The 17,458-nt window shown below is 67.7% G+C and carries 19 protein-coding genes; 10 read left to right on the plus strand and 9 right to left on the minus strand.

Annotated features, from left to right (window positions below; all coding sequences use genetic code 11):
- Positions 1-435, plus strand: coding sequence for a c-type cytochrome (locus tag DWF00_RS09365; protein WP_181832468.1), 435 nt, complete (start codon positions 1-3; stop codon positions 433-435).
- A gap of 57 nt (positions 436-492) precedes the next feature.
- Positions 493-1,434 (plus strand): c-type cytochrome, encoded by a 942-nt coding sequence (locus DWF00_RS09370; protein WP_114827331.1) that lies wholly within the window; start codon positions 493-495, stop codon positions 1,432-1,434.
- 140 nt (positions 1,435-1,574) lie between these two features.
- On the opposite strand, the gene DWF00_RS29035 is transcribed toward DWF00_RS09370, so the two are convergent.
- The 7 genes from DWF00_RS29035 to DWF00_RS09405 all read right to left on the minus strand — a co-directional run bounded on the left by DWF00_RS29035 (position 1,575) and on the right by DWF00_RS09405 (position 5,679).
- Entirely contained in the window at positions 1,575-1,841 is a 267-nt protein-coding gene (locus DWF00_RS29035; RefSeq protein ID WP_147283621.1) for a hypothetical protein, read from the minus strand.
- A gap of 28 nt (positions 1,842-1,869) precedes the next feature.
- Positions 1,870-2,247, minus strand: coding sequence for a DUF6481 family protein (locus DWF00_RS09380; RefSeq protein ID WP_114827333.1), 378 nt, complete (start codon positions 2,245-2,247; stop codon positions 1,870-1,872).
- A gap of 17 nt (positions 2,248-2,264) precedes the next feature.
- Positions 2,265-2,528 carry a 30S ribosomal protein S21 gene (gene rpsU, locus DWF00_RS09385; protein WP_114827334.1) on the minus strand — a complete coding sequence of 88 codons (264 nt, stop codon included), beginning with the start codon at positions 2,526-2,528 and terminating at the stop codon, positions 2,265-2,267.
- 141 nt (positions 2,529-2,669) lie between these two features.
- Positions 2,670-2,879: a cold-shock protein gene (locus DWF00_RS09390; protein WP_114827335.1), complete on the minus strand. Its 210-nt coding sequence runs from the start codon at positions 2,877-2,879 to the stop codon at positions 2,670-2,672.
- A 203-nt stretch (positions 2,880-3,082) separates the two neighbouring features.
- Positions 3,083-3,703 carry a helix-turn-helix domain-containing protein gene (locus DWF00_RS09395; RefSeq protein ID WP_114827336.1) on the minus strand — a complete coding sequence of 207 codons (621 nt, stop codon included), beginning with the start codon at positions 3,701-3,703 and terminating at the stop codon, positions 3,083-3,085.
- A gap of 93 nt (positions 3,704-3,796) precedes the next feature.
- A complete protein-coding gene (locus tag DWF00_RS09400) occupies positions 3,797-4,726 on the minus strand; it encodes a DMT family transporter (RefSeq protein WP_114827337.1) in 930 nt (309 codons plus the stop codon).
- 173 nt (positions 4,727-4,899) lie between these two features.
- Positions 4,900-5,679 carry an SDR family oxidoreductase gene (locus DWF00_RS09405; RefSeq protein ID WP_114827338.1) on the minus strand — a complete coding sequence of 260 codons (780 nt, stop codon included), beginning with the start codon at positions 5,677-5,679 and terminating at the stop codon, positions 4,900-4,902.
- A 124-nt stretch (positions 5,680-5,803) separates the two neighbouring features.
- Here DWF00_RS09405 and DWF00_RS09410 point away from each other — a divergent pair, with 124 nt between their 5' ends.
- Positions 5,804-6,637 (plus strand): UDP-2,3-diacylglucosamine diphosphatase, encoded by an 834-nt coding sequence (locus DWF00_RS09410; protein ID WP_114827339.1) that lies wholly within the window; start codon positions 5,804-5,806, stop codon positions 6,635-6,637.
- The gene (locus DWF00_RS09415) at positions 6,637-7,719 is read left to right on the plus strand and encodes a glycosyltransferase family 4 protein (RefSeq protein WP_114827340.1); all 1,083 of its coding nucleotides are present in this window, start codon (positions 6,637-6,639) and stop codon (positions 7,717-7,719) included. The genes DWF00_RS09410 and DWF00_RS09415 overlap by 1 nt, the downstream gene beginning before the upstream one ends.
- On the opposite strand, the gene DWF00_RS09420 is transcribed toward DWF00_RS09415, so the two are convergent.
- A complete protein-coding gene (locus DWF00_RS09420; protein WP_114827341.1) occupies positions 7,658-9,445 on the minus strand; it encodes a cation:proton antiporter domain-containing protein in 1,788 nt (595 codons plus the stop codon). The two genes, DWF00_RS09415 and DWF00_RS09420, sit on opposite strands and share 62 nt — an antisense overlap.
- 162 nt (positions 9,446-9,607) lie before the next feature.
- Here DWF00_RS09420 and DWF00_RS09425 point away from each other — a divergent pair, with 162 nt between their 5' ends.
- A complete protein-coding gene (locus tag DWF00_RS09425) occupies positions 9,608-10,453 on the plus strand; it encodes an AAA family ATPase (protein WP_114827978.1) in 846 nt (281 codons plus the stop codon).
- A gap of 118 nt (positions 10,454-10,571) precedes the next feature.
- Here the strand turns inward: DWF00_RS09425 and DWF00_RS09430 are convergent, their stop codons facing one another.
- Positions 10,572-11,828, minus strand: coding sequence for an ABA4-like family protein (locus tag DWF00_RS09430; RefSeq protein WP_181832469.1), 1,257 nt, complete (start codon positions 11,826-11,828; stop codon positions 10,572-10,574).
- 105 nt (positions 11,829-11,933) lie between these two features.
- Here DWF00_RS09430 and DWF00_RS09435 point away from each other — a divergent pair, with 105 nt between their 5' ends.
- From DWF00_RS09435 to DWF00_RS09455, 5 genes are all read left to right on the plus strand, one after another.
- Positions 11,934-12,620 (plus strand): TetR/AcrR family transcriptional regulator, encoded by a 687-nt coding sequence (locus DWF00_RS09435; RefSeq protein WP_114827343.1) that lies wholly within the window; start codon positions 11,934-11,936, stop codon positions 12,618-12,620.
- A 39-nt stretch (positions 12,621-12,659) separates the two neighbouring features.
- The gene (locus DWF00_RS09440; protein WP_114827344.1) at positions 12,660-13,187 is read left to right on the plus strand and encodes a SixA phosphatase family protein; all 528 of its coding nucleotides are present in this window, start codon (positions 12,660-12,662) and stop codon (positions 13,185-13,187) included.
- A gap of 25 nt (positions 13,188-13,212) precedes the next feature.
- Positions 13,213-14,661 carry a YcjX family GTP-binding protein gene (locus DWF00_RS09445; protein WP_114827345.1) on the plus strand — a complete coding sequence of 483 codons (1,449 nt, stop codon included), beginning with the start codon at positions 13,213-13,215 and terminating at the stop codon, positions 14,659-14,661.
- Positions 14,662-14,867: 206 nt separating this feature from the next.
- Positions 14,868-15,851: a YcjF family protein gene (locus DWF00_RS09450; RefSeq protein ID WP_114827346.1), complete on the plus strand. Its 984-nt coding sequence runs from the start codon at positions 14,868-14,870 to the stop codon at positions 15,849-15,851.
- Positions 15,852-16,029: 178 nt separating this feature from the next.
- Entirely contained in the window at positions 16,030-17,433 is a 1,404-nt protein-coding gene (locus DWF00_RS09455) for a flagellar hook protein FlgE (RefSeq protein ID WP_181832471.1), read from the plus strand.
- The last annotated feature ends 25 nt before the right edge of the window (positions 17,434-17,458 follow it).

A 17,458-nucleotide genomic window follows, 5' to 3' on the forward strand; every position in this document is an offset into this window, starting at 1 on the left:
ATGCTTCGCCTATGCCTTGCCGTCGCCGTCTCCGTTGCCGCCGTTTCCGCAGCCTTCTCCCAGAGCGACCCGATTGCCGCCCGCCGCGACGCCATGCGCGCGGTGTCGTCAGCGACGCGCGACGGCGCCGCCATCGCCGAGGGGCGGGCGCCCTTCGACGCCGCCAAGGTCCGCAGCATTTTCGAGACCTATTCCCGTTCGGCCAAGGCGATGCCGCAGCTCTTTCCCGAGGATAGCCGCAGCGGTGGGCAAACGCGGGCGGCGGCGCGGATCTGGGAGGATCGGCCAGGATTCACGGCGGCGCTCGCCAAGTTCGACAAGGACGCAGTCCAGGCCGCAGCCGATTCCAAGGAAGTCGCCTCCTTCCGCGCCGCCTTCGACCGGGTGGCGGCGAACTGCACCAGTTGCCACGAAGCCTACCGCACGCGTCGCTGATAGGGGGAGCCTTCCTGCCGCTGGTGCGTTAGGGTCGGCAAGCTGGGGAACCGACGGATGCGCCGCCTTCTCATCACCTTGCTGGTCTTCATCGTGCTGGGCTTGGCCGGCTTCGTCGTGCTGACCGATCCGCGCGTGGTCTCGCCCGCGCCGGTGATCGGCACCTTGCCGGCGCCAGACATCGAGAACGGCAAGCTGCTCTTCAACGTCGGCGGCTGCACCTCCTGCCACGCCACGCCCGGCCAGGATGACCGCCTGAAGCTCGGCGGCGGCTTTGCGCTCGCCTCGCCCTTCGGCACCTTCCACGCGCCCAATATCTCGCCGCATACGCGCGACGGCATCGGCAATTGGGGCGTGCAGGACTTCGTCGATGCGATGGCGACCGGTACCTCGCCGACCGGCCAGCATTATTATCCGGCCTTCCCCTACACCTCCTATCGGCTGATGCCGCCGAAGGCGCTGGCCGATCTCTTCGCCTATATCCGCACGCTGCAGCCGGTCGAAGGCACGGCGCCGGACCATCAGCTCGCCTTTCCCTTCAACATCCGCCGCATCGTCGGCGGCTGGAAGCTGCTCTATTTCGACGGCTCGCCGTTCAAACCGGATCCGGGCAAGAGCGAGGAATGGAATCGCGGCGCCTATCTGGTGCAGGGGCCCGGCCATTGCGCCGAGTGCCATTCCAGCCGCAACAAGCTCGGCGCGATCATCCAGACGACGCGCTTCGCCGGCGGGCCCGACCCCGAGGGCAAGGGCACGGTGCCGAACATCACCCAGCATGAGGAGGATGGCATCGGCAAATGGTCGAAGGCGGAGATCGCTGAAATGCTCAAGACCGGCCTCACGCCGAGCTTCGACAGCGTCGGCGGGGCGATGGCGGCTGTGGTGCGGAATACCGCGCTGCTGCCGGATGCCGACCGGCTTGCGATGGCCGAGTTCCTGAAGTCGCTGCCGGCGGTAGCGAGTCCGGCGCAGCCGCCGAAAGCGCCGGCGGGGAACTAGAGCATCGGACCGGAAAGTGGAATCCGGTTTCCGGAAAAGTCAGATGCAATAACAAGTGCCTAGTTCGCCACTTTGCGTCCGATAGGACGCCGGCGATCTAGAGCGCCGCCCGCCTCGCGGCGGCGACGTACGTGCGCGGCTCAGCGAGCCGGCGCGCGCTTTCGGGGGGTACGGGCCTGTTTGGCCTCGGCTGCTGCAGCAGCGGCGACCGCAGCCGCTTCAGCGTCTGCGGCTTCCTTCGCAAGCCGCAATGCGCGCAGCCGCGCGGTCTTTTCCGCGACGGCCTTCTGCTCGGCCTGCTGGTCTTCGAGAATGCGTGACATTTCCTGACGTCGTGCCTCGGCTTTGTCGAACACCACCTGAGCCCGGCGTTTGGCCTCATCCGTAGACAATCGTTTCGTCGGCATGATGGGGGCCTCCGGCTGCGTCATTGTCTCAGCGACGCCCTTTGCCAGCCGCACGCATCTGGGCGTACTGCACCGCTTCGAGCAGCACCCGGCGCGGACGCTCGGCGTCGAGCCTGGCCTGCTCCGCCTTGCGGGCGACTTCGCGGTCGAGTTCCGCCTGGCGCTCTTCCTCTTCGAGGCGAGCGCGCTCGATGACGGCGAGGCGTTCGGCCTCGGCGCGGGCCTCGGCCTTCTCGGCCTCACGCGCGGCGCGGGCCTCGGCGATGACCTGACGCTCGGCGCGGCGCTGCTGCATGATCGGGTCGTTCAGGCCGGGCCTCGCCTTGAAGCGCTCCAGCAGCGCCTTCTTGGCGTTGGCGGAGTCGGACTGGCGGTCAGTGAAGTTCTGGGGATTCGAATGAAACAAGGGGGCTTTCTCGTGTGTCAGATCACGGCGGCCGGGCGCGGAGCGCGGACGGGCCGCGGCTTGGGCTTGGGCGCTGCGATCAGGCCTTCGCGCTGGGCCTGCTTGCGGGCGAGCTTGCGGGCGCGGCGGATGGCCTCGGCCTTCTCGCGGACGCGCTTCTCGGAGGGCTTCTCATAGGCGGCACGGCGCTTCATCTCCCGGAAGACGCCTTCGCGCTGCATCTTCTTCTTCAGGACGCGCAGTGCTTGGTCGACGTTGTTGTCACGAACCAGAATCTGCATGCGGAGCTCCTTTCAAAAACAAAAGGGCCGGGTTTTATCCCGACCCTTGGTCCGACCGCGCTATGTGTGGTTCGGAGGGAGGCGCCAGTACATCCGTGGTCGCCATCCGATCCGAAGGATCACTCTCGCGCGGTCATGCGATCACTCAGCCCGAAGGTTGTCGGCAGACATCTTGCCCGAGCGCTTGTCCTGGACGAGCTCGAACGTGATCTTCTGGCCTTCGCGGAGATCGCGCATGCCGGCGCGCTCGACAGCGCTGATGTGGACGAAAGCGTCCTGCCCGCCATCATCCGGCTGAATGAAGCCGAAACCCTTGGTGGAATTGAACCATTTCACAGTGCCGGTAGCCATAAACAATATCCTTCTCGCAAAGCGTTGTTGCGCGTGAGACGACGCCTCACACGGGTTTCGATTTTGAGCAGGAAGTTCGTCAGCTGGAGCGCAATAGCGCGGGGGCCAATTCGTTCGGCCTAAGATCGAAGGCTCTATATGGTTGATTGAACCCTGTTTGTCAATGCAACCGATCATGGCGATGTTCGGATAGGCCCCGGAGCCTATTCCATCACCGCCGCCTTGAGGATGCAGACCATCAGCGCCGAGCCCGGCTGATCGCCGACGCAGCGCACGATATGGCGGCGGTCGCAGCGGTAGCGCAGGGTCTCGCCCGCCTTGGCGCGCTGGATGACGTCGCCGACCTCGACCTCGAACTCGCCGGCGCTGACCGAGAGCGATTCGATCGAGCCGCGCTGGTGGCCTTCCGAATCAAGCTCGCCGCCCGGCTCGGCCTGGACCTCGTACCATTGCAGCCATTCGACGGTCTTGATCCAGCCGATGATGGCGAGGCGGAGCTTGCCGTCCTCCGAGACCAGGATCGGCGTGTCGGCGCGGCTGGTCTTCTCGATGAAGGCCTCTTCCTCGCCGCTCGAGAGCACGCGCTCGATCGAGATGTCGAGCGCCTGCGACAGGCGCCAGATCGTCGCCAGCGTCGGATTGGTCTCGTTGCGCTCGATCTGGCTGATGATCGACTTGGCGACGCCGGACTGCTCGGCGAGCTCGGAGAGCGAGAGGTTATAGGCCTTGCGCAGGCGCTGGATCGTCTTGCCGAGCTGGCCCGAGATGACCTGGGCGCCCGATTCGAGCTCGCGTCCGACGCGTTCCTTCGTCTCGATGCCCATGCTGCCTGTCGCTCGGTCCGTTTGTGAAAGCGAACATAATCGTTTGTCCAAGCGGACAATGCCCCGTCCGGGGCTTGGGAGCAAGCAGCAGGATCAGGTGCCGCGGGAGGACCCGACCTCGCGCGTTTCCTTCCTGAGCAGGCCGAGCTGCTGCTCGCGCAGGATGACGTAGATTCCGGAGATGATGACGATGACCGCGCCGAAGAAGACGGCGTTGGCCGGCCAGTCGCCGAACATGAACCAGCCGATCGCCACCGCCCAGAGCATGGTCGAGTACTCGAAGGGCGCGATCAGCGAGGCGTCGCCGTAGCGATAGGCCTGCACGATCAGGATCTGGCCGAGCCCGCCGAGGATGCCGATGCTGAAGAGCAGAGCTGCGTCCTGCCAGTTCGGCAGGTTCCAGCCGAGCACGCTGGTCGAGAGGCCGAGCGAGGCGGTCAGCACCATGAAGTAGAACACGATCGCGCCGGTCTTCTCGGTGCTGGTCAGCTGCCGGACCTCGACCGAGGCGAAGGCGGAGCAGAAGGCGCCGGCCAGCGCCAGCGCCGCCCCGATCGCCGGGCCGCCTTCGAGGCCGTGCGCCAGCGTGTCGCCGCCGAGATAAGGCGAGAGCATCAGCAGGACGCCGAAGAAGCCGATCGTCACCGCCGTCCAGCGGTAGATGCGCACGCGCTCCTTCAGGATGACCACCGCGAGCACGACGACCATCAGCGGCCCGGCATAGCCGAGCGCGACCGCATCCGGCAAAGGCAGGAAGCCGAGCGCGGCGAAGCCGAGGAACATGCCGGTCGAGCCGAAGACGCCGCGCTTGAGATGTCCGCGCAGGTTCTTGGTCCTGAGCGCGGTAGGGAATTCCGAGCGCCAAGCCAGCCAGATGATCAGCGGGATCAGCGCGAAGAAGGAGCGGCAGAAGACGATCTGGCCGGTCGGATACCGCGCCGCGACCGCCTTGATGCCGGCCGACATCAGCGTGAAGATCAAGGCGGAAACGAGCTTTAAGGCGATGCCGAGGAGAGGGGACAAGGTGCTGCGCAGGTTTGGGGAGTTGGGTCTTGTAGAAGACCTATGTCCTTAGACCACGCCGATTCGGGTTCTCAAAGCGTGAACTCTGCAACCCCGATAGGCGGGGAGCGGGAGCCGCGGGCGCCCTCGACATCGCCCGCGTGCTTTGGCTCTGTTCGCGTTTCGGAAACGCCTCAGAAGCTGCCCTTGAACACGCCGCCGTCGATCAGCAGGTTCTGGCCCGTGATGTAGCCGGCATGCGAGCTCGCCAGGAAGGCGCAGAGCTTGCCGAACTCCTCGCTGGTGCCGAAGCGCTTGGACGGGATCTCGGCGATGCGGTTCTTCGCCATCACCTCGGGCGTGATGCCCTCCAGGGCCGCCATCTTGCCGGTCGTTCCCCTGAGCCGGTCGGTGTCGAACATGCCGGGCAGCACGTTGTTGATGGTGACGTTGGCATGGGCGACCTCGCGGGAGACGCCGGCGAGGAAGGCGGTGAGGCCGGCGCGCGCGCCAGAGGAGACGTCGAGCCCGGTCAGCGGCGTCAGCACGGTCATCGAGGTGATGTTGATGATGCGGCCGAAATTGCGGGCGATCATGCTGTCGATGACGCGCTGGATCAGCTCGATCGGCGTCGCCATGTTCTGGATGACGCCGTCGAGCAGCGCCTCGCGCGAGACGTCGCGGAAGTTCTTCGGCGGCGGGCCGCCATTGTTGTTGATCAGGATGTCGGGCTCGGGCGCCGCTGCCAGCAGGGCGTCCTGGCCGGCTTTGGTCGAGACGTCGCCGACCACCGCGATGACCTTGGCGCCGTAGCTGGCACGAATCTGGCTGGCCGTCGCCTCAAGGGCAGCCGCGTCGCGGCCGTTGATCACGACAATGCAGCCGGCTTCGGCCAGCGCCTCGGCGCAGCCGCGGCCCAATCCCTTGCTGGAGGCGCAAACAATGGCCGTACGGCCGGCAATTCCCAAATCCATGGCGTTTTCCCTGAAGTTCCTGCGGTTCGGCCTGAGGCAAACCATGGATTCGGGCCTACGTCATCAAAGCGCAATGCAAATCAGACACACGCCGCAAGCATCGCAACTGGATGGGCCAGCGGGCATGAGCGACGACGACGACGCCAAGCAGGTTCGCAGCATCTTCATCTCCGACCTGCATCTCGGCACGCGTGGTGCGCAGGCGGATCTCGTGCTCGAATTCCTGCGCTCCTACGACGCGCCGCAGATCTACCTGGTCGGCGACATCATCGACGGCTGGCGGCTGAAGAGCGGCTGGTACTTCCCGCAGGCGCATAACGACGTGATCCAGAAGCTGCTGCGCAAGGTGCGCAAGGGCTCGAAGCTGATCTACATCACCGGCAACCACGACGAGTTCCTGCGCGATTTCGCCGGCACCCAGTTCGGCGGCATCACCCTGGTCGACGACGTCATCCACGAGACCGCCGACGGCAAGCGCCTGCTGATCATCCATGGCGACCTGTTCGACCTCGTGGTGCGCAACGCCAAATGGCTCGCGCTGCTCGGCGACTGGGCCTACACGGTCGCGCTGGCCTCCAACACGGTCGTCAACAAGGTGCGCCGCCTGCTGCACCTGCCGCATTGGTCGCTCTCGGCCTGGGCCAAGCTCAAGGTCAAGAACGCGGTCAACTATATCGGCGAGTTCGAGACCTGCCTGGCGGCCGAGGCGCGCCGGCACGGCGCCGATGGCGTCGTCTGCGGCCATATCCACCATGCCGCGCATCGCCAGATCGACGGCCTGACCTATATCAACACCGGCGACTGGGTCGAAAGCTGCACCGCCGTGGTCGAGCACCATGACGGGCGCTTCGAGATCATCCGCTGGCCGCAATACCGGCTGAAGGGCGAGCCTCTGCCGGCGCCGGTCGCGCTGCCGGCACCGCGCTCCGAACCGGCATTGGTGAGCGAGGCCGCCTGATGCGCGTCCTGATCGCGACGGACGCCTGGCGCCCCCAGATCAACGGGGTCGTGCGGTCTCTGGAGCGGATGTACGAGGCGGGGCCGGCCCATGGCGTGACCCCGCAGATGCTGACGCCGGAAGGGTTCTGGCAGATCGGCCTGCCGTCCTACCCGGATATCAGGCTGGCGCTGGCGACGCGTAGGGCGATCTCCAAGCGCATCGCCGAGTTCAAGCCCGACCATATCCACATCGCGACCGAGGGGCCGATCGGCTGGCTGACGCGCGCCGTCTGCCTCGCCCAGAAGCGCACGTTCACGACGAGCTACCACACCCGCTTCCCGCAATATGTCGCGGCGCGCTGGCCGATTCCCGAGAGCTGGAGCTACCGCTTCCTGCGCCGCTTCCATGGCCCGGCCGCCGGCGTGATGGTCTCGACGGCGACGGTCGAGGCCGAGCTCGAGCAGCACGGCTTCGAGCGCATCCTGCGCTGGGGCCGCGGCGTCGACCTCGCGCTGTTCCACCCGCGCCCGGTGAGCGTGCTCGACCTGCCGCGGCCGATCTTCCTCAGCGTCGGGCGGGTCGCGGTCGAGAAGAACCTCGAGGCGTTCCTGTCGCTGAGACTTCCTGGAAGCAAGGTCGTGGTCGGCGACGGGCCGGCGCGGGCCGACCTGCAGCGCGCCTTCCCGGACGTGACCTTCCTGGGCACGCGCGAGGGCGAGGACCTGGCCTCGATCTACGCCTCCTCGGACGTCTTCGTCTTTCCGAGCCTGACCGACACGTTCGGCATCGTGCTGCTGGAGGCGGCAGCGAGCGGCTTGCCGGTCGCGGCCTTCCCGGTGCAGGGGCCGAGCGACGTCTTCGCCGGGAGCGGGGCTGCGGTGCTGGACGAGGACCTGCGCGGCGCGGCGCTCGCGGCCCTGCGGATTCCGCGCGAGACCTGCCTCGAACTCGCGTCCGGCTATAGCTGGCAGAGCAGCGCCGACCAGTTCTACGGCCACATCTTCCGCATCGCGCAGCAGGCCCGCCAGGCCCAGAACGTCACAACCTTCGCGACCGTCCATGCCGAGGAAGGGCCGGCGCGGGAGCGGCTGCGGGCTTGAGCTCGCGCCGGAAGACGTCGCGCCGCTCATGGATCGAGGCGATGACGAGGCCCATCGGCACGCCCAGGCCGACCAGCGCAGCTTCTGAAAGCTGCAGGCTGGCCTCGATGGTTTCCGGCACCGCGTCGTTGACGCCGAGCTCGTAGAGATGGCGGGCATGGCCCGCGTCGCGGGCGCGGGCGACGATGATCAGGTCGGGCCCGAGCGCCCGCGCGGCCCGCACGATCTCGTCCACGGCCTTGCCGGTGTCGATGGTGACGATCAGCGCGCTGGCGCCGTCGATGCCGCAGAGCTTGAGGAAGTCGGGCTTGGTCGCGTCGCCGAAGAAGGCGGGCCGGCCGGCGCGGCGCTGGCTGGCGACGAGGGTCGGATTCGAGTCGACTGCGATATAGGGCTTGTTGTGCTCTTCGAGCATGGCGCCGACGAGGCGCCCGACGCGACCGCAACCGACGACGATGGCGCGGTTGGCGTGGTCGTCCGGCGGCAGGATCTTTGCCTCTTCCGGGAGGGCGACGGGCTTTGCCAGCTTGGCCGCGAGGTTGCGCGCCATCTTCGCGCAGAGCGGCAAGGTCACCATGGTCAGCGAGACTGCGGCCAGGACGAGGCTGACCGCATCCTGGCCGATCAGCTTGGCGCCGGCTGCGGCATTGAGCATCACGAAGGCGAACTCGCCGCCCGGGCCGATCATGATCGCGGTCTCGATCGCGGTCGCGGCCGAGAGCTTGAACAGGCGGGACAGGCCGAAGACGATCGCCGCCTTGGCGGCGACGAGGCCGATGGCGATGCCGATGATGGCGAAGGGCTGGGCGGCGATCTGGGCCGGGTCGATGCCCATGCCGACCGTCAGGAAGAAGACGCCGATCAGCAGCGACTTGAACGGCTCGACCGTGACCTCGATGGCGCGGCGATATTCCGTCTCCGCCAGCAGCAGCCCGGCGATGAAGGCCCCTAAGCCCATCGACAGCCCCGCCGTCGCGGCGATCAGGCCGGTGCCGAGCGCGGTCAGCAGCGTCGCCGCCATGAAGCTCTCGGAACTGTCGGTCGTGGCGACCAGGCGGAACAGCGGGCGCAGCGCGAGCCGGCCGATCACGACGATACCAGCAATGGCGGCGAAGGCCTGCACGCCCGCCTGCGCCAGGCCGGCCAGCAGCGAGCCGCCGTTCTGGGCGCCGAGCACGCTGATCAGGAAGAGCAGCGGGATGACGGCGATGTCCTGGCAGAGCAGCACCGCGAAGCTGGCGCGGCCGGCCGAGGAGGTCATGCGACGCCTGGCCGAGAGCAATTCGACCACGATCGCGGTGGAGGACAGGGCGAGGCCGAAGCCGATGATCAGCGCCGCCGCTGCCGGCTGCCCGAGCATGTAGGCGACGGCGCCGATCAGGCCGGCGGAGAGCGCGACCTGGCCGAGGCCGAGCCCGAAGACGAGCCGGCGCATCGTCATCAGGCGCTCGAACGACATCTCCAGCCCGATGACGAAGAGCAGGAAGGCGACGCCGAGCTCGGCCGGGCCGGCGAGCGCGTCCGGGCTGGAGACCGTGATGGTGCGCAGCAGGGGAATCGACGAGACCAGCCCGCCCAGTCCGAACGGGCCGAGCAGCGCGCCGCAGGCCATGAAGGCGACGACCGAGTTGATCTTGAAGCTCTTGGCGAAGGGCACGATGACGCCCGCCGTGGCCAGCACGACCGCGGCGTCCTTGAAGAGCGAAGGGTCGACTGCGGTGGCCAAAGCTATCCTCGCGCTGATTCCGGAAGTGATTCAACTTTGTGGTCCAAGGCCTTGCAGTACAAGCAATAGCTTGCCCGGAGCCGAAGAAATCTGCGCCCGGAAACCTTGCGGCGACCGATGCCGGCCCGTAGCCTTTGCGCTCAGATGTCCGAAAGGCCCTTCATGCGTTTTGCCGGTACCGAAAACTACGTCGCCACCGAGGACCTCACCGTCGCCGTCAACGCCGCGATCCGGCTGGAACGGCCGCTCCTGGTCAAGGGCGAACCGGGCACCGGCAAGACCGTGCTGGCGGAAGAGATCGCAGCCGCGCTGAAGGCGCCGCTGATCACCTGGCACATCAAGTCGACGACCAAGGCGCAGCAGGGGCTCTATGAATACGACGCGGTCAGCCGGCTGCGCGACAGCCAGCTCGGCGATCCGCGCGTCTCCGACATCGCCCACTACATTAAGCGCGGCAAGCTCTGGGAGGCCTTCGTCTCGCCGGAGCGCCCGGTGCTGCTGATCGACGAGATCGACAAGGCCGATATCGAGTTCCCGAACGACTTGCTGCTCGAGCTCGACCGCATGGAGTTCCATGTCTACGAGACCGGCGAGACCATCCGTGCGGTGCGGCGCCCGGTGATGATCATCACCTCCAACAACGAGAAGGAGCTGCCCGACGCCTTCCTGCGCCGCTGCTTCTTCCACTACATCCGCTTCCCCGACGCGGAGACGATGCAGGCGATCGTCGAGGTGCATTTCCCCGGCATCAAGAAGCGGCTGATGGAGGAGGCTCTGCGCCTGTTCTTCGAGGTGCGCGAGGTGCCCGGCATCAAGAAGAAGCCCTCGACCTCGGAGCTGCTCGACTGGCTGAAGCTGCTCGTCGCCGAGGATATCGGGCCTGAGGTGCTGCGCGAGCGCGACCCGCGCAAGCTGATCCCGCCGCTGCACGGCGCGCTGCTGAAGAACGAGCAGGATGTCAGCCTGTTCGAAAAGCTCGCGTTCATGGTGCGGCGGGAGAGTAGGTGAGCCGGATAGGGCGCGGGAGAGCCTCTCCCCGTCATTGCGAGCGTAGCGAAGCAATCCAGGGGAGTGCGTGAGGCCCTGGATTGCTTCGCTACGCTCGCAATGACGATCGGAGACGGTCCTAACTCAACCCGAAGAGCGGCCGCGCATTCAGCGCCGCCACCAAGGCCATCATCGTCACCGCAGCATAAGCAGCCGAGAACAGCCCGACCGCGGCAGTTCCCAGCCGCGGCTGATGCGTCACGAGCCAGACCAGCAGGCCGAAGGCCGGGATGATCTGCAACGCGTGCAGCCCGAGAAAATGCGCGACGCGCAAATCGCCGATCGCAAGCGACCAGCCGAAGAGCGGCAGCGTCGCGTGTCCGGCCGGCACAGTGCCGACGAAATGACTGCCATTGCCAGAGAGAGCGGCGCCGCTGACGAGGCCGAGGATGCAGGTCAGCGCGAAGCCGATGACCAGTGACCAGCGCAGCGCCGGGGCGAGCGGGGTGGCGTCGCGGCGGGCAAGGCCATAGGCGAGCACGCCCGAGCCGAGCGTGATCATCACCGCGCCGATGCCCATGGCGCCGTAGAGCGTCGCGTCGAGCCAGGTTGCGACGTTGTAGTGCGAGGCCTCGGCGCGCGAGGCGCGCCAGCCGATATAGGCGACTTCGAGGAAGCCGGGCACGACCACGCCCCAGAAGGCGTAACGGCCGAGCCGGGAGGCCTGGAAGGCTTTGCTCGTGAGCGGAAGGGCAAGCGCCAGCGTCAGGAAGTAGAGGACGAGCGAGGCCTCGAATTTCAGCGGCTTCGTCCAGACGCTGGTGTCCTGGAACAGGCGCTGGTCGATGGCGTAGGCGAGGGCGGTCGGCAGCATCAGCGCAAGCATGGCAAGGCCGGCCGCCGTCAGGCGCGGGTCCAGCTCCAGCGCGCGGAGCCAGGCGGGCAGATGAGCCTGGAGGCGGGCGATGCGGTCGTTGCGGCTGGTCCGGATGCTTGCCCTGAGGATGAGGAATGCAAGGTAGCCGATCGGCCCGAACAGGAAGGTCGCGAGTAGTACCGGCACGTTCTGCCAGTGCGGGATCGCCTCCTCCTGTGCGCGGCGCAGGATCCAGTTGCCGAGGAAGAGGTCGAAGGCGAGGTAGTGCAGCCAGCCGGCCAGCAGCAGCGGCTTCGAGTCGAACAGGGTCGCGACAGCGTCGAGCGAGGAGAAGCCGCCCTTGGCCTCGTGCCAGTAGACCGCGATGAGAACGAAATAGCCTAGGGAGAGCGTGGCCGGGATCGCTGTGCCCGCGAGCAGTTCGGAGACGCCGCGCCAGCGCGGCAGCAGGATCAGGCTGAGCCAGCCCAGCACTGCAAGCTGCGAGCCGAGGGCGAAGGCAGCATCGAGCGTCGGCATGGGGAGCGCCTCCATTTAAACGCTGTTAAGTTGCGGTACTCGGGTAAATCGGTATCTTGACGTCGTCAAGATTTATTTTGACAGCGTTCAGATTATGGGCCGCTGATGACGAGGGCTGGGGCAAAGGCAGTGCGGGCGGGGTATCATCATGGCGATCTGCGCCAGGCGCTGATCGATGCGGCCGAGGCGGTGCTGGCCGAGAAGGGCGTCGGCGGCTTCACCTTGCGCGAATGCGCCCGCCGGGCCGGGGTCTCGCCGGCCGCGCCGGCGCATCATTTCGGCAACCTCACCGGCTTGCTGACCGCGATCGCGACGCTCGGCTTCGACGGGCTCTCGGGCGCAATGGACGCGGCGGCGGAGGCTGCGACGCAAGCGGGCGGCAGCCGCCTGCGCGCCATCGGCGAGGCCTATCTCGCGACGGCGCTGGCGCGGCCGGGGCGGTTTCGCGTCGTCTTCGGCCAGATGGGGCTGAACGGGGAGGATCCTGATTTCAAGCAGGCGTCGGCGCGGGCCTTCAGCATCCTGGTGCGGGAGACGCGGGCCGAGCTGCCGCAGGACCAGGGCGAGGACGACCTGTTCTCGCGGCTGCCGCCGAGCTTCGCCGGCGATCCCGACCTTGCCGAGATCCTGCTCGTCTGGTCGGTGACGCATGGCTTCACCACGCTGCTGCTCGACGGCCAGCTCGATTTCCTCGCCGGCACCGCCGGGCGCGAGGCGCTGTTGAAGCTCCATTCCGAGCGGCTCGTGGTGCTGCTGATCTCGGCGCTGCGATCGAGCGATCCATCCGCGTAGGGCCTCGTAAAAGTGCGGGCACGTGTTTAGGTTCGAGCCATGCGACGCCTCCTGCTCCTGCGCCACGCCAAATCGAATTGGCCCTCCGGGGTCGCCGACCGGGAGCGGCCGCTGGCGGCGCGCGGACGCGAGGCCGCCCCACTGATGGGGCGCTATCTCGCCGAAGAATTGCTGCTGCCCGATCTCGCGCTGGTCTCGCCTGCCAGACGCACGGTCGAGACCTGGGAATTGGTCCGGCCGATGCTGCCGGAGCGGCCGGGAAGCCATCTTGAGCCGCGCATCTACGAGGCCAAGCCGGAGCGGCTGCTGCAGGTGGTGCAGGAGACCGAGCCGCAGGTCCGCACCTTGCTTATGATCGGCCATAATCCCGGCTTCGAGGAGCTGGCAGCGAGCCTGACCGGCCATGGCGACCGCTATGCGTCGGCGCGGATGGCGCAGAAATATCCGACCTGTGGGCTCGCGGTGCTCGACTTTGCCGTCGAGGACTGGCGCGACGTTGCGGTGCGCGGGGGCCGCCTGGATCGTTTCGTAACGCCGGCATCTTTGGGCGAGGGGCCGGACGAGTGAGCGCCGCCTCGGCCATTCTGTTCGCATGAGCGCAAGCTCCTATCTCGACGAGGCGCGCAATGCCGCGCTCGCCTTTGGCGACAGCCTGCTCGGGCTGGCCCGGCCGCGCTTGCGTCTGGGCGTCACCGGCCTGTCGCGTTCGGGCAAGACCGTCTTCACCACCGCACTGATCCAGAACCTGATCGAGGGCGCGCGCCTGCCGGTGCTCAAGGCCGCGGCGCAGGGGCGGATCAGCCGGGTCAGGCTGGTGCCGCAGCCCGATCCGGAAGTGCCGCGCTTTCCCTACGAGGGGCATCGCGCCGCGCTGTCGGGGCCGGAGCGGCGCTGGCCGGAATCGACGCGGCGGATTTCGGAACTGCGCGTCGAGATCGACTATGAGCGGGCAGAAGGCTGGTTCAAGGGGCCGGCGACGCTGACGCTCGACATCGTCGACTATCCCGGCGAATGGCTGCTCGACCTCGCGCTGATCGGGCTCGACTACAAGGCCTGGTCGCGCCAGGCGATCGCCGATGCCCGCAAGCCGCATCGGCGCGTGGTGGCGGAGCCCTGGCTCGCCGATCTCGGCAAGCGCGACCCGGCAGGGCCGGCCGACGAACTGGCGGCGGAGGCGGCGAGCGACCTGTTCAAGGCCTATCTGGCGCGGCTGCGGGCTGATCCGGAGGCCGTGGCGGTGACGCCGCCCGGGCGCTTCCTGATGCCGGGCGACCTCGAAGGCTCGCCGGCGCTGACTTTTGCACCTCTCGATCTTGGGCCGGATACCGAGGCGGTCTCCGGCACCCTGGCCGGGCTGATGGCGGAGCGCTTCGAGGCCTATAAGCGGCTGGTGGTGACGCCGTTCTTCCGCGACCATTTCGCCAGGCTCGACCGGCAGATCGTGCTGGTCGATGCGCTGGCGGCACTCGATGCGGGGCCGCCGGCGCTGGCCGATCTCGAAACGGCGCTCGGGCAGGCGCTGGCCGCCTTCCAGGTCGGGCGCAACTCCTTCCTGTCGAGCCTGTTCGCGCCGCGGATCGAGCGCGTGCTCTTCGCCGCGACCAAGGCCGACCACATCCACCACACCAGCCACGACCGGCTGGCGGCGGTGATGTCGCATCTGGTGGCGCGGGCGGCGTCCCGGGCGCAAGGGGCCGGTGCCAGGGTCGAGGCGATGGCGTTCGCCGCCGTGCGCGCGACGCGCGAGGTCAGGATCAAGGAAGGGCGCGAGGACCTGCCGGCGATCGCCGGCGTGCCGGAGGCCGGCGAGACGGTCGGCGACGAGCTCTTCGACGGCATCGCGGAAGCGGCGATCTTTCCCGGCGAATTGCCGGAGCGGCCGGAGGCGATCTTCGATGCCAATGCGCCGCGCTGGCAGATACGGGCGCCGCGCTTCCGGCCGCCGCTGGTCGTGGCCGACGCGGGCGGGCGCACCCAGCCGCCGCCGCAGATCCGCCTCGACCGCGCGCTGGAATTCCTGATCGGGGATAAGCTGGCGTGATGGGCGCGATGGGGGAGAGGTCAGGCGCGGGGAACCCCTCTCCTGTAAGGAGAGGGGCGGGGGTGAGGTGTCGGTCCCTGGACCAGCGGTGCGGAGCGCTCACCACCGTCGCGTTTCGGGCGTCGAACGGCCTACACCTCTCCCAACCCTCCTTACAGGAGAGGGCTCCCGCGCCTCTTGCTGCCAATGCGTGCTGAGGAGAGGTCATGAGCAAGGCTCCACGCGCCGTGCGCCTCGATGCGGCCACGCCGGAGGCGCAGGCCGAAATCCTGCCCGAGAGCGAGCCGTTCGACCCGGTCGAGCCGGTCGCGGTGCCCATCAAGAAGCGCTCCGGCATCAGCTGGGGCACGCTTTTCGTTGCCGGGCTCTCCGGCTTCCTGGCGCTCTCTGTCAGTGTCTGGATCGAGCGCACCGTAACCTCGCTGATGAACGAGAACCCGGTGCTGGGCTATGCGGCGGCGGCCTGCGCCGCAGTCGCCGCGCTGGCGCTGGTCGTGATGCTGGCCAAGGTGCTGCGCGACATCCTGCGCGAGCGCCGCGTCGAGGCGTTGCGCGAGCGCGCGGTGACGGTGCTGGCCGGTGGCACGCTCGATCAGGCCAAGGACATTGCCGGCGAGCTCCAGCGCCTCTACGCCTCGCGGCCAGAGACGGCCAAGGGCCGGGCGGAGCTGGCGGACAGCCTGCCGCAGCTTTTCGCGCCGCGCGACGTGCTCGCGGTGGCCGAGCGCAGCGTGATCGCACCGCTCGATGCCGCCGCCCAGGCGCAGATCGCCTCCGCTGCGCGGCGGGTCTCGCTGGTCACGGCGGTCAGCCCGCGGGCGCTGGTCGATGTCGTCTTCGTGCTCGTCGCCTGCGCCCGGCTGCTGCGGGCGATTGCCGGCATCTATGCGGGACGACCCGGCGCGCTCGGCCTGCTCAGGCTGGCGCGGCAGGTCATGGGCCATCTCGTCGTCACCGGCGGCGTCGCGGCGGGCGATGCGCTGGTGCAGCAGGTCATCGGGCAGGGGCTGGCGGCGCGGCTTTCGGCCAAGCTCGGCGAGGGCGTGCTCAACGGTTTATTGACGGCCCGGATCGGACTGGCCGCGCTGGCGGTGTGCCGGCCGCTGCCCTTCGTCGAGGTGGAGCCGCCGACGCTGTCGGACGTCGCGGGCGACTTGTCGTCCTGGCGCGGCAGCTCGGAGACGCCCTGATCGTCCCGGCAAGATTTGCCGGCCAGCGCGGAATTTGCCCGGCTGGAGCCGACGCGTTAGATTCGGTAAACCATGTAACCCATTGAAAATGCGTAGACAGGCGCGTGGCATGGCCCGTGCAGAATGCTTCGCGACGTATCAGGCGGCTTTCAGGTCCGCCAGGCGAGGCGAGGGTGTCATGGGTGTTTTCAATGCGTTGACGACGGCGGTTTCCGGGATGCAGGCGCAGTCCTATGCGCTTGAGAACATCTCCGGCAACATCGCCAACTCGCGGACGGCCGGCTTCAAGCGGGTCGACACGAGCTTCGCCGATCTCGTGCCGGATTCGGCGCTGAACCGGCAGGTCTCCGGCTCGGTCGCGGCCTATAGCCGGACCACGAACACGATCCAGGGCGACCTCGCGCCGACCGGCATCGACACCAACGTCGCGATCAACGGCGACGGCTTCTTCGTCGTCGACCAGCGCCAGAGCGGCGTCGGCGCCAACACGCAGTTCACCAACAGCAATCTCTACACCCGCCGCGGCGATTTCGACTTCGACGCCAACGGCTATCTGGTCAACGGCGCCGGCTACTACCTCAAGGGCCTGAAGATCGATCAGGTCACCGGTCAGCTGATCGGCACCCAGCCCGAGGTGCTGCGCATCACGCAGGAGCAGTATCCGGCCAAGGCGACGACCTCGATCGAGTACCGCGCCAACATCCCGTCCTTCCCGGGCACTAAGAACGCCGATCCGAATGTGCCGGGTTCCGAACTGATCGACCCGGCCGGCTACACCACGAGCCCGATGGGGGCGACAGGCGTCGTCATCGGCACCGACACGCAGCGGTTCCTCAACGAGTCGCTCGCGGGCGGCTCGGTGACGGTCTACGACCAGCTCGGCCAGGCGACCACCGTCGAACTGCGCTGGGCCAAGACCGCGAAGGCTGCGCCGGCAGTGGTGGGCCCGCCGCCCGTGCCCGCGGTTCCCGATACCTGGAACCTCTTCGTCGCCGAGAACACCGGCGCGACCGGGGCGGCTGTCGCCTATCGCAATGTCGGCACCAGCATCACCTTCGACTCCAGCGGTCAAATGACCAACCCGGCCAACGGCAACATCACCTTGCCGAACATGACGATCGCGGGGACTGCGATCACCGGCATCACCCTGACCACCGGCGGCGACGGCCTGACCCAGAACGGCGACGTCAGCGGCGAGATCGATGCCCGCAGCATCCGCCAGAACGGCTATACCGCCGGCACGCTCGACCGTACCGAGGTCTCGGAATCCGGCCAGCTCATCGGCACGTTCAGCAATGGCCAGGTCGTGGCGCTGGCCCAGCTCTCGGTCGCCCGCTTCAACGCGGGCAACGCGCTGAAGCGGCTGGATGGCGGCGCCTTCGAGGAGACGATCGAGTCCGGCCCGCCAATCATCGGGCTGGGCACCTCGCAGCTCATCGGCGGCAATGTCGAGCAGTCGAATACCGACATCGCCGACGAGTTCTCGAAGATGATCGTCACCCAGCAGGCCTATTCGGCCAACACCAAGGTGATCACCACGGCGCAGGACATGCTGCGCGACGTGTTCAGCATCATCCGCTGAGCCGTCTCTTTGAATTCACGCATTT

Source organism: Allobosea caraganae, from assembly GCF_003351345.1.
Taxonomy (GTDB): domain Bacteria; phylum Pseudomonadota; class Alphaproteobacteria; order Rhizobiales; family Beijerinckiaceae; genus Allobosea; species Allobosea caraganae.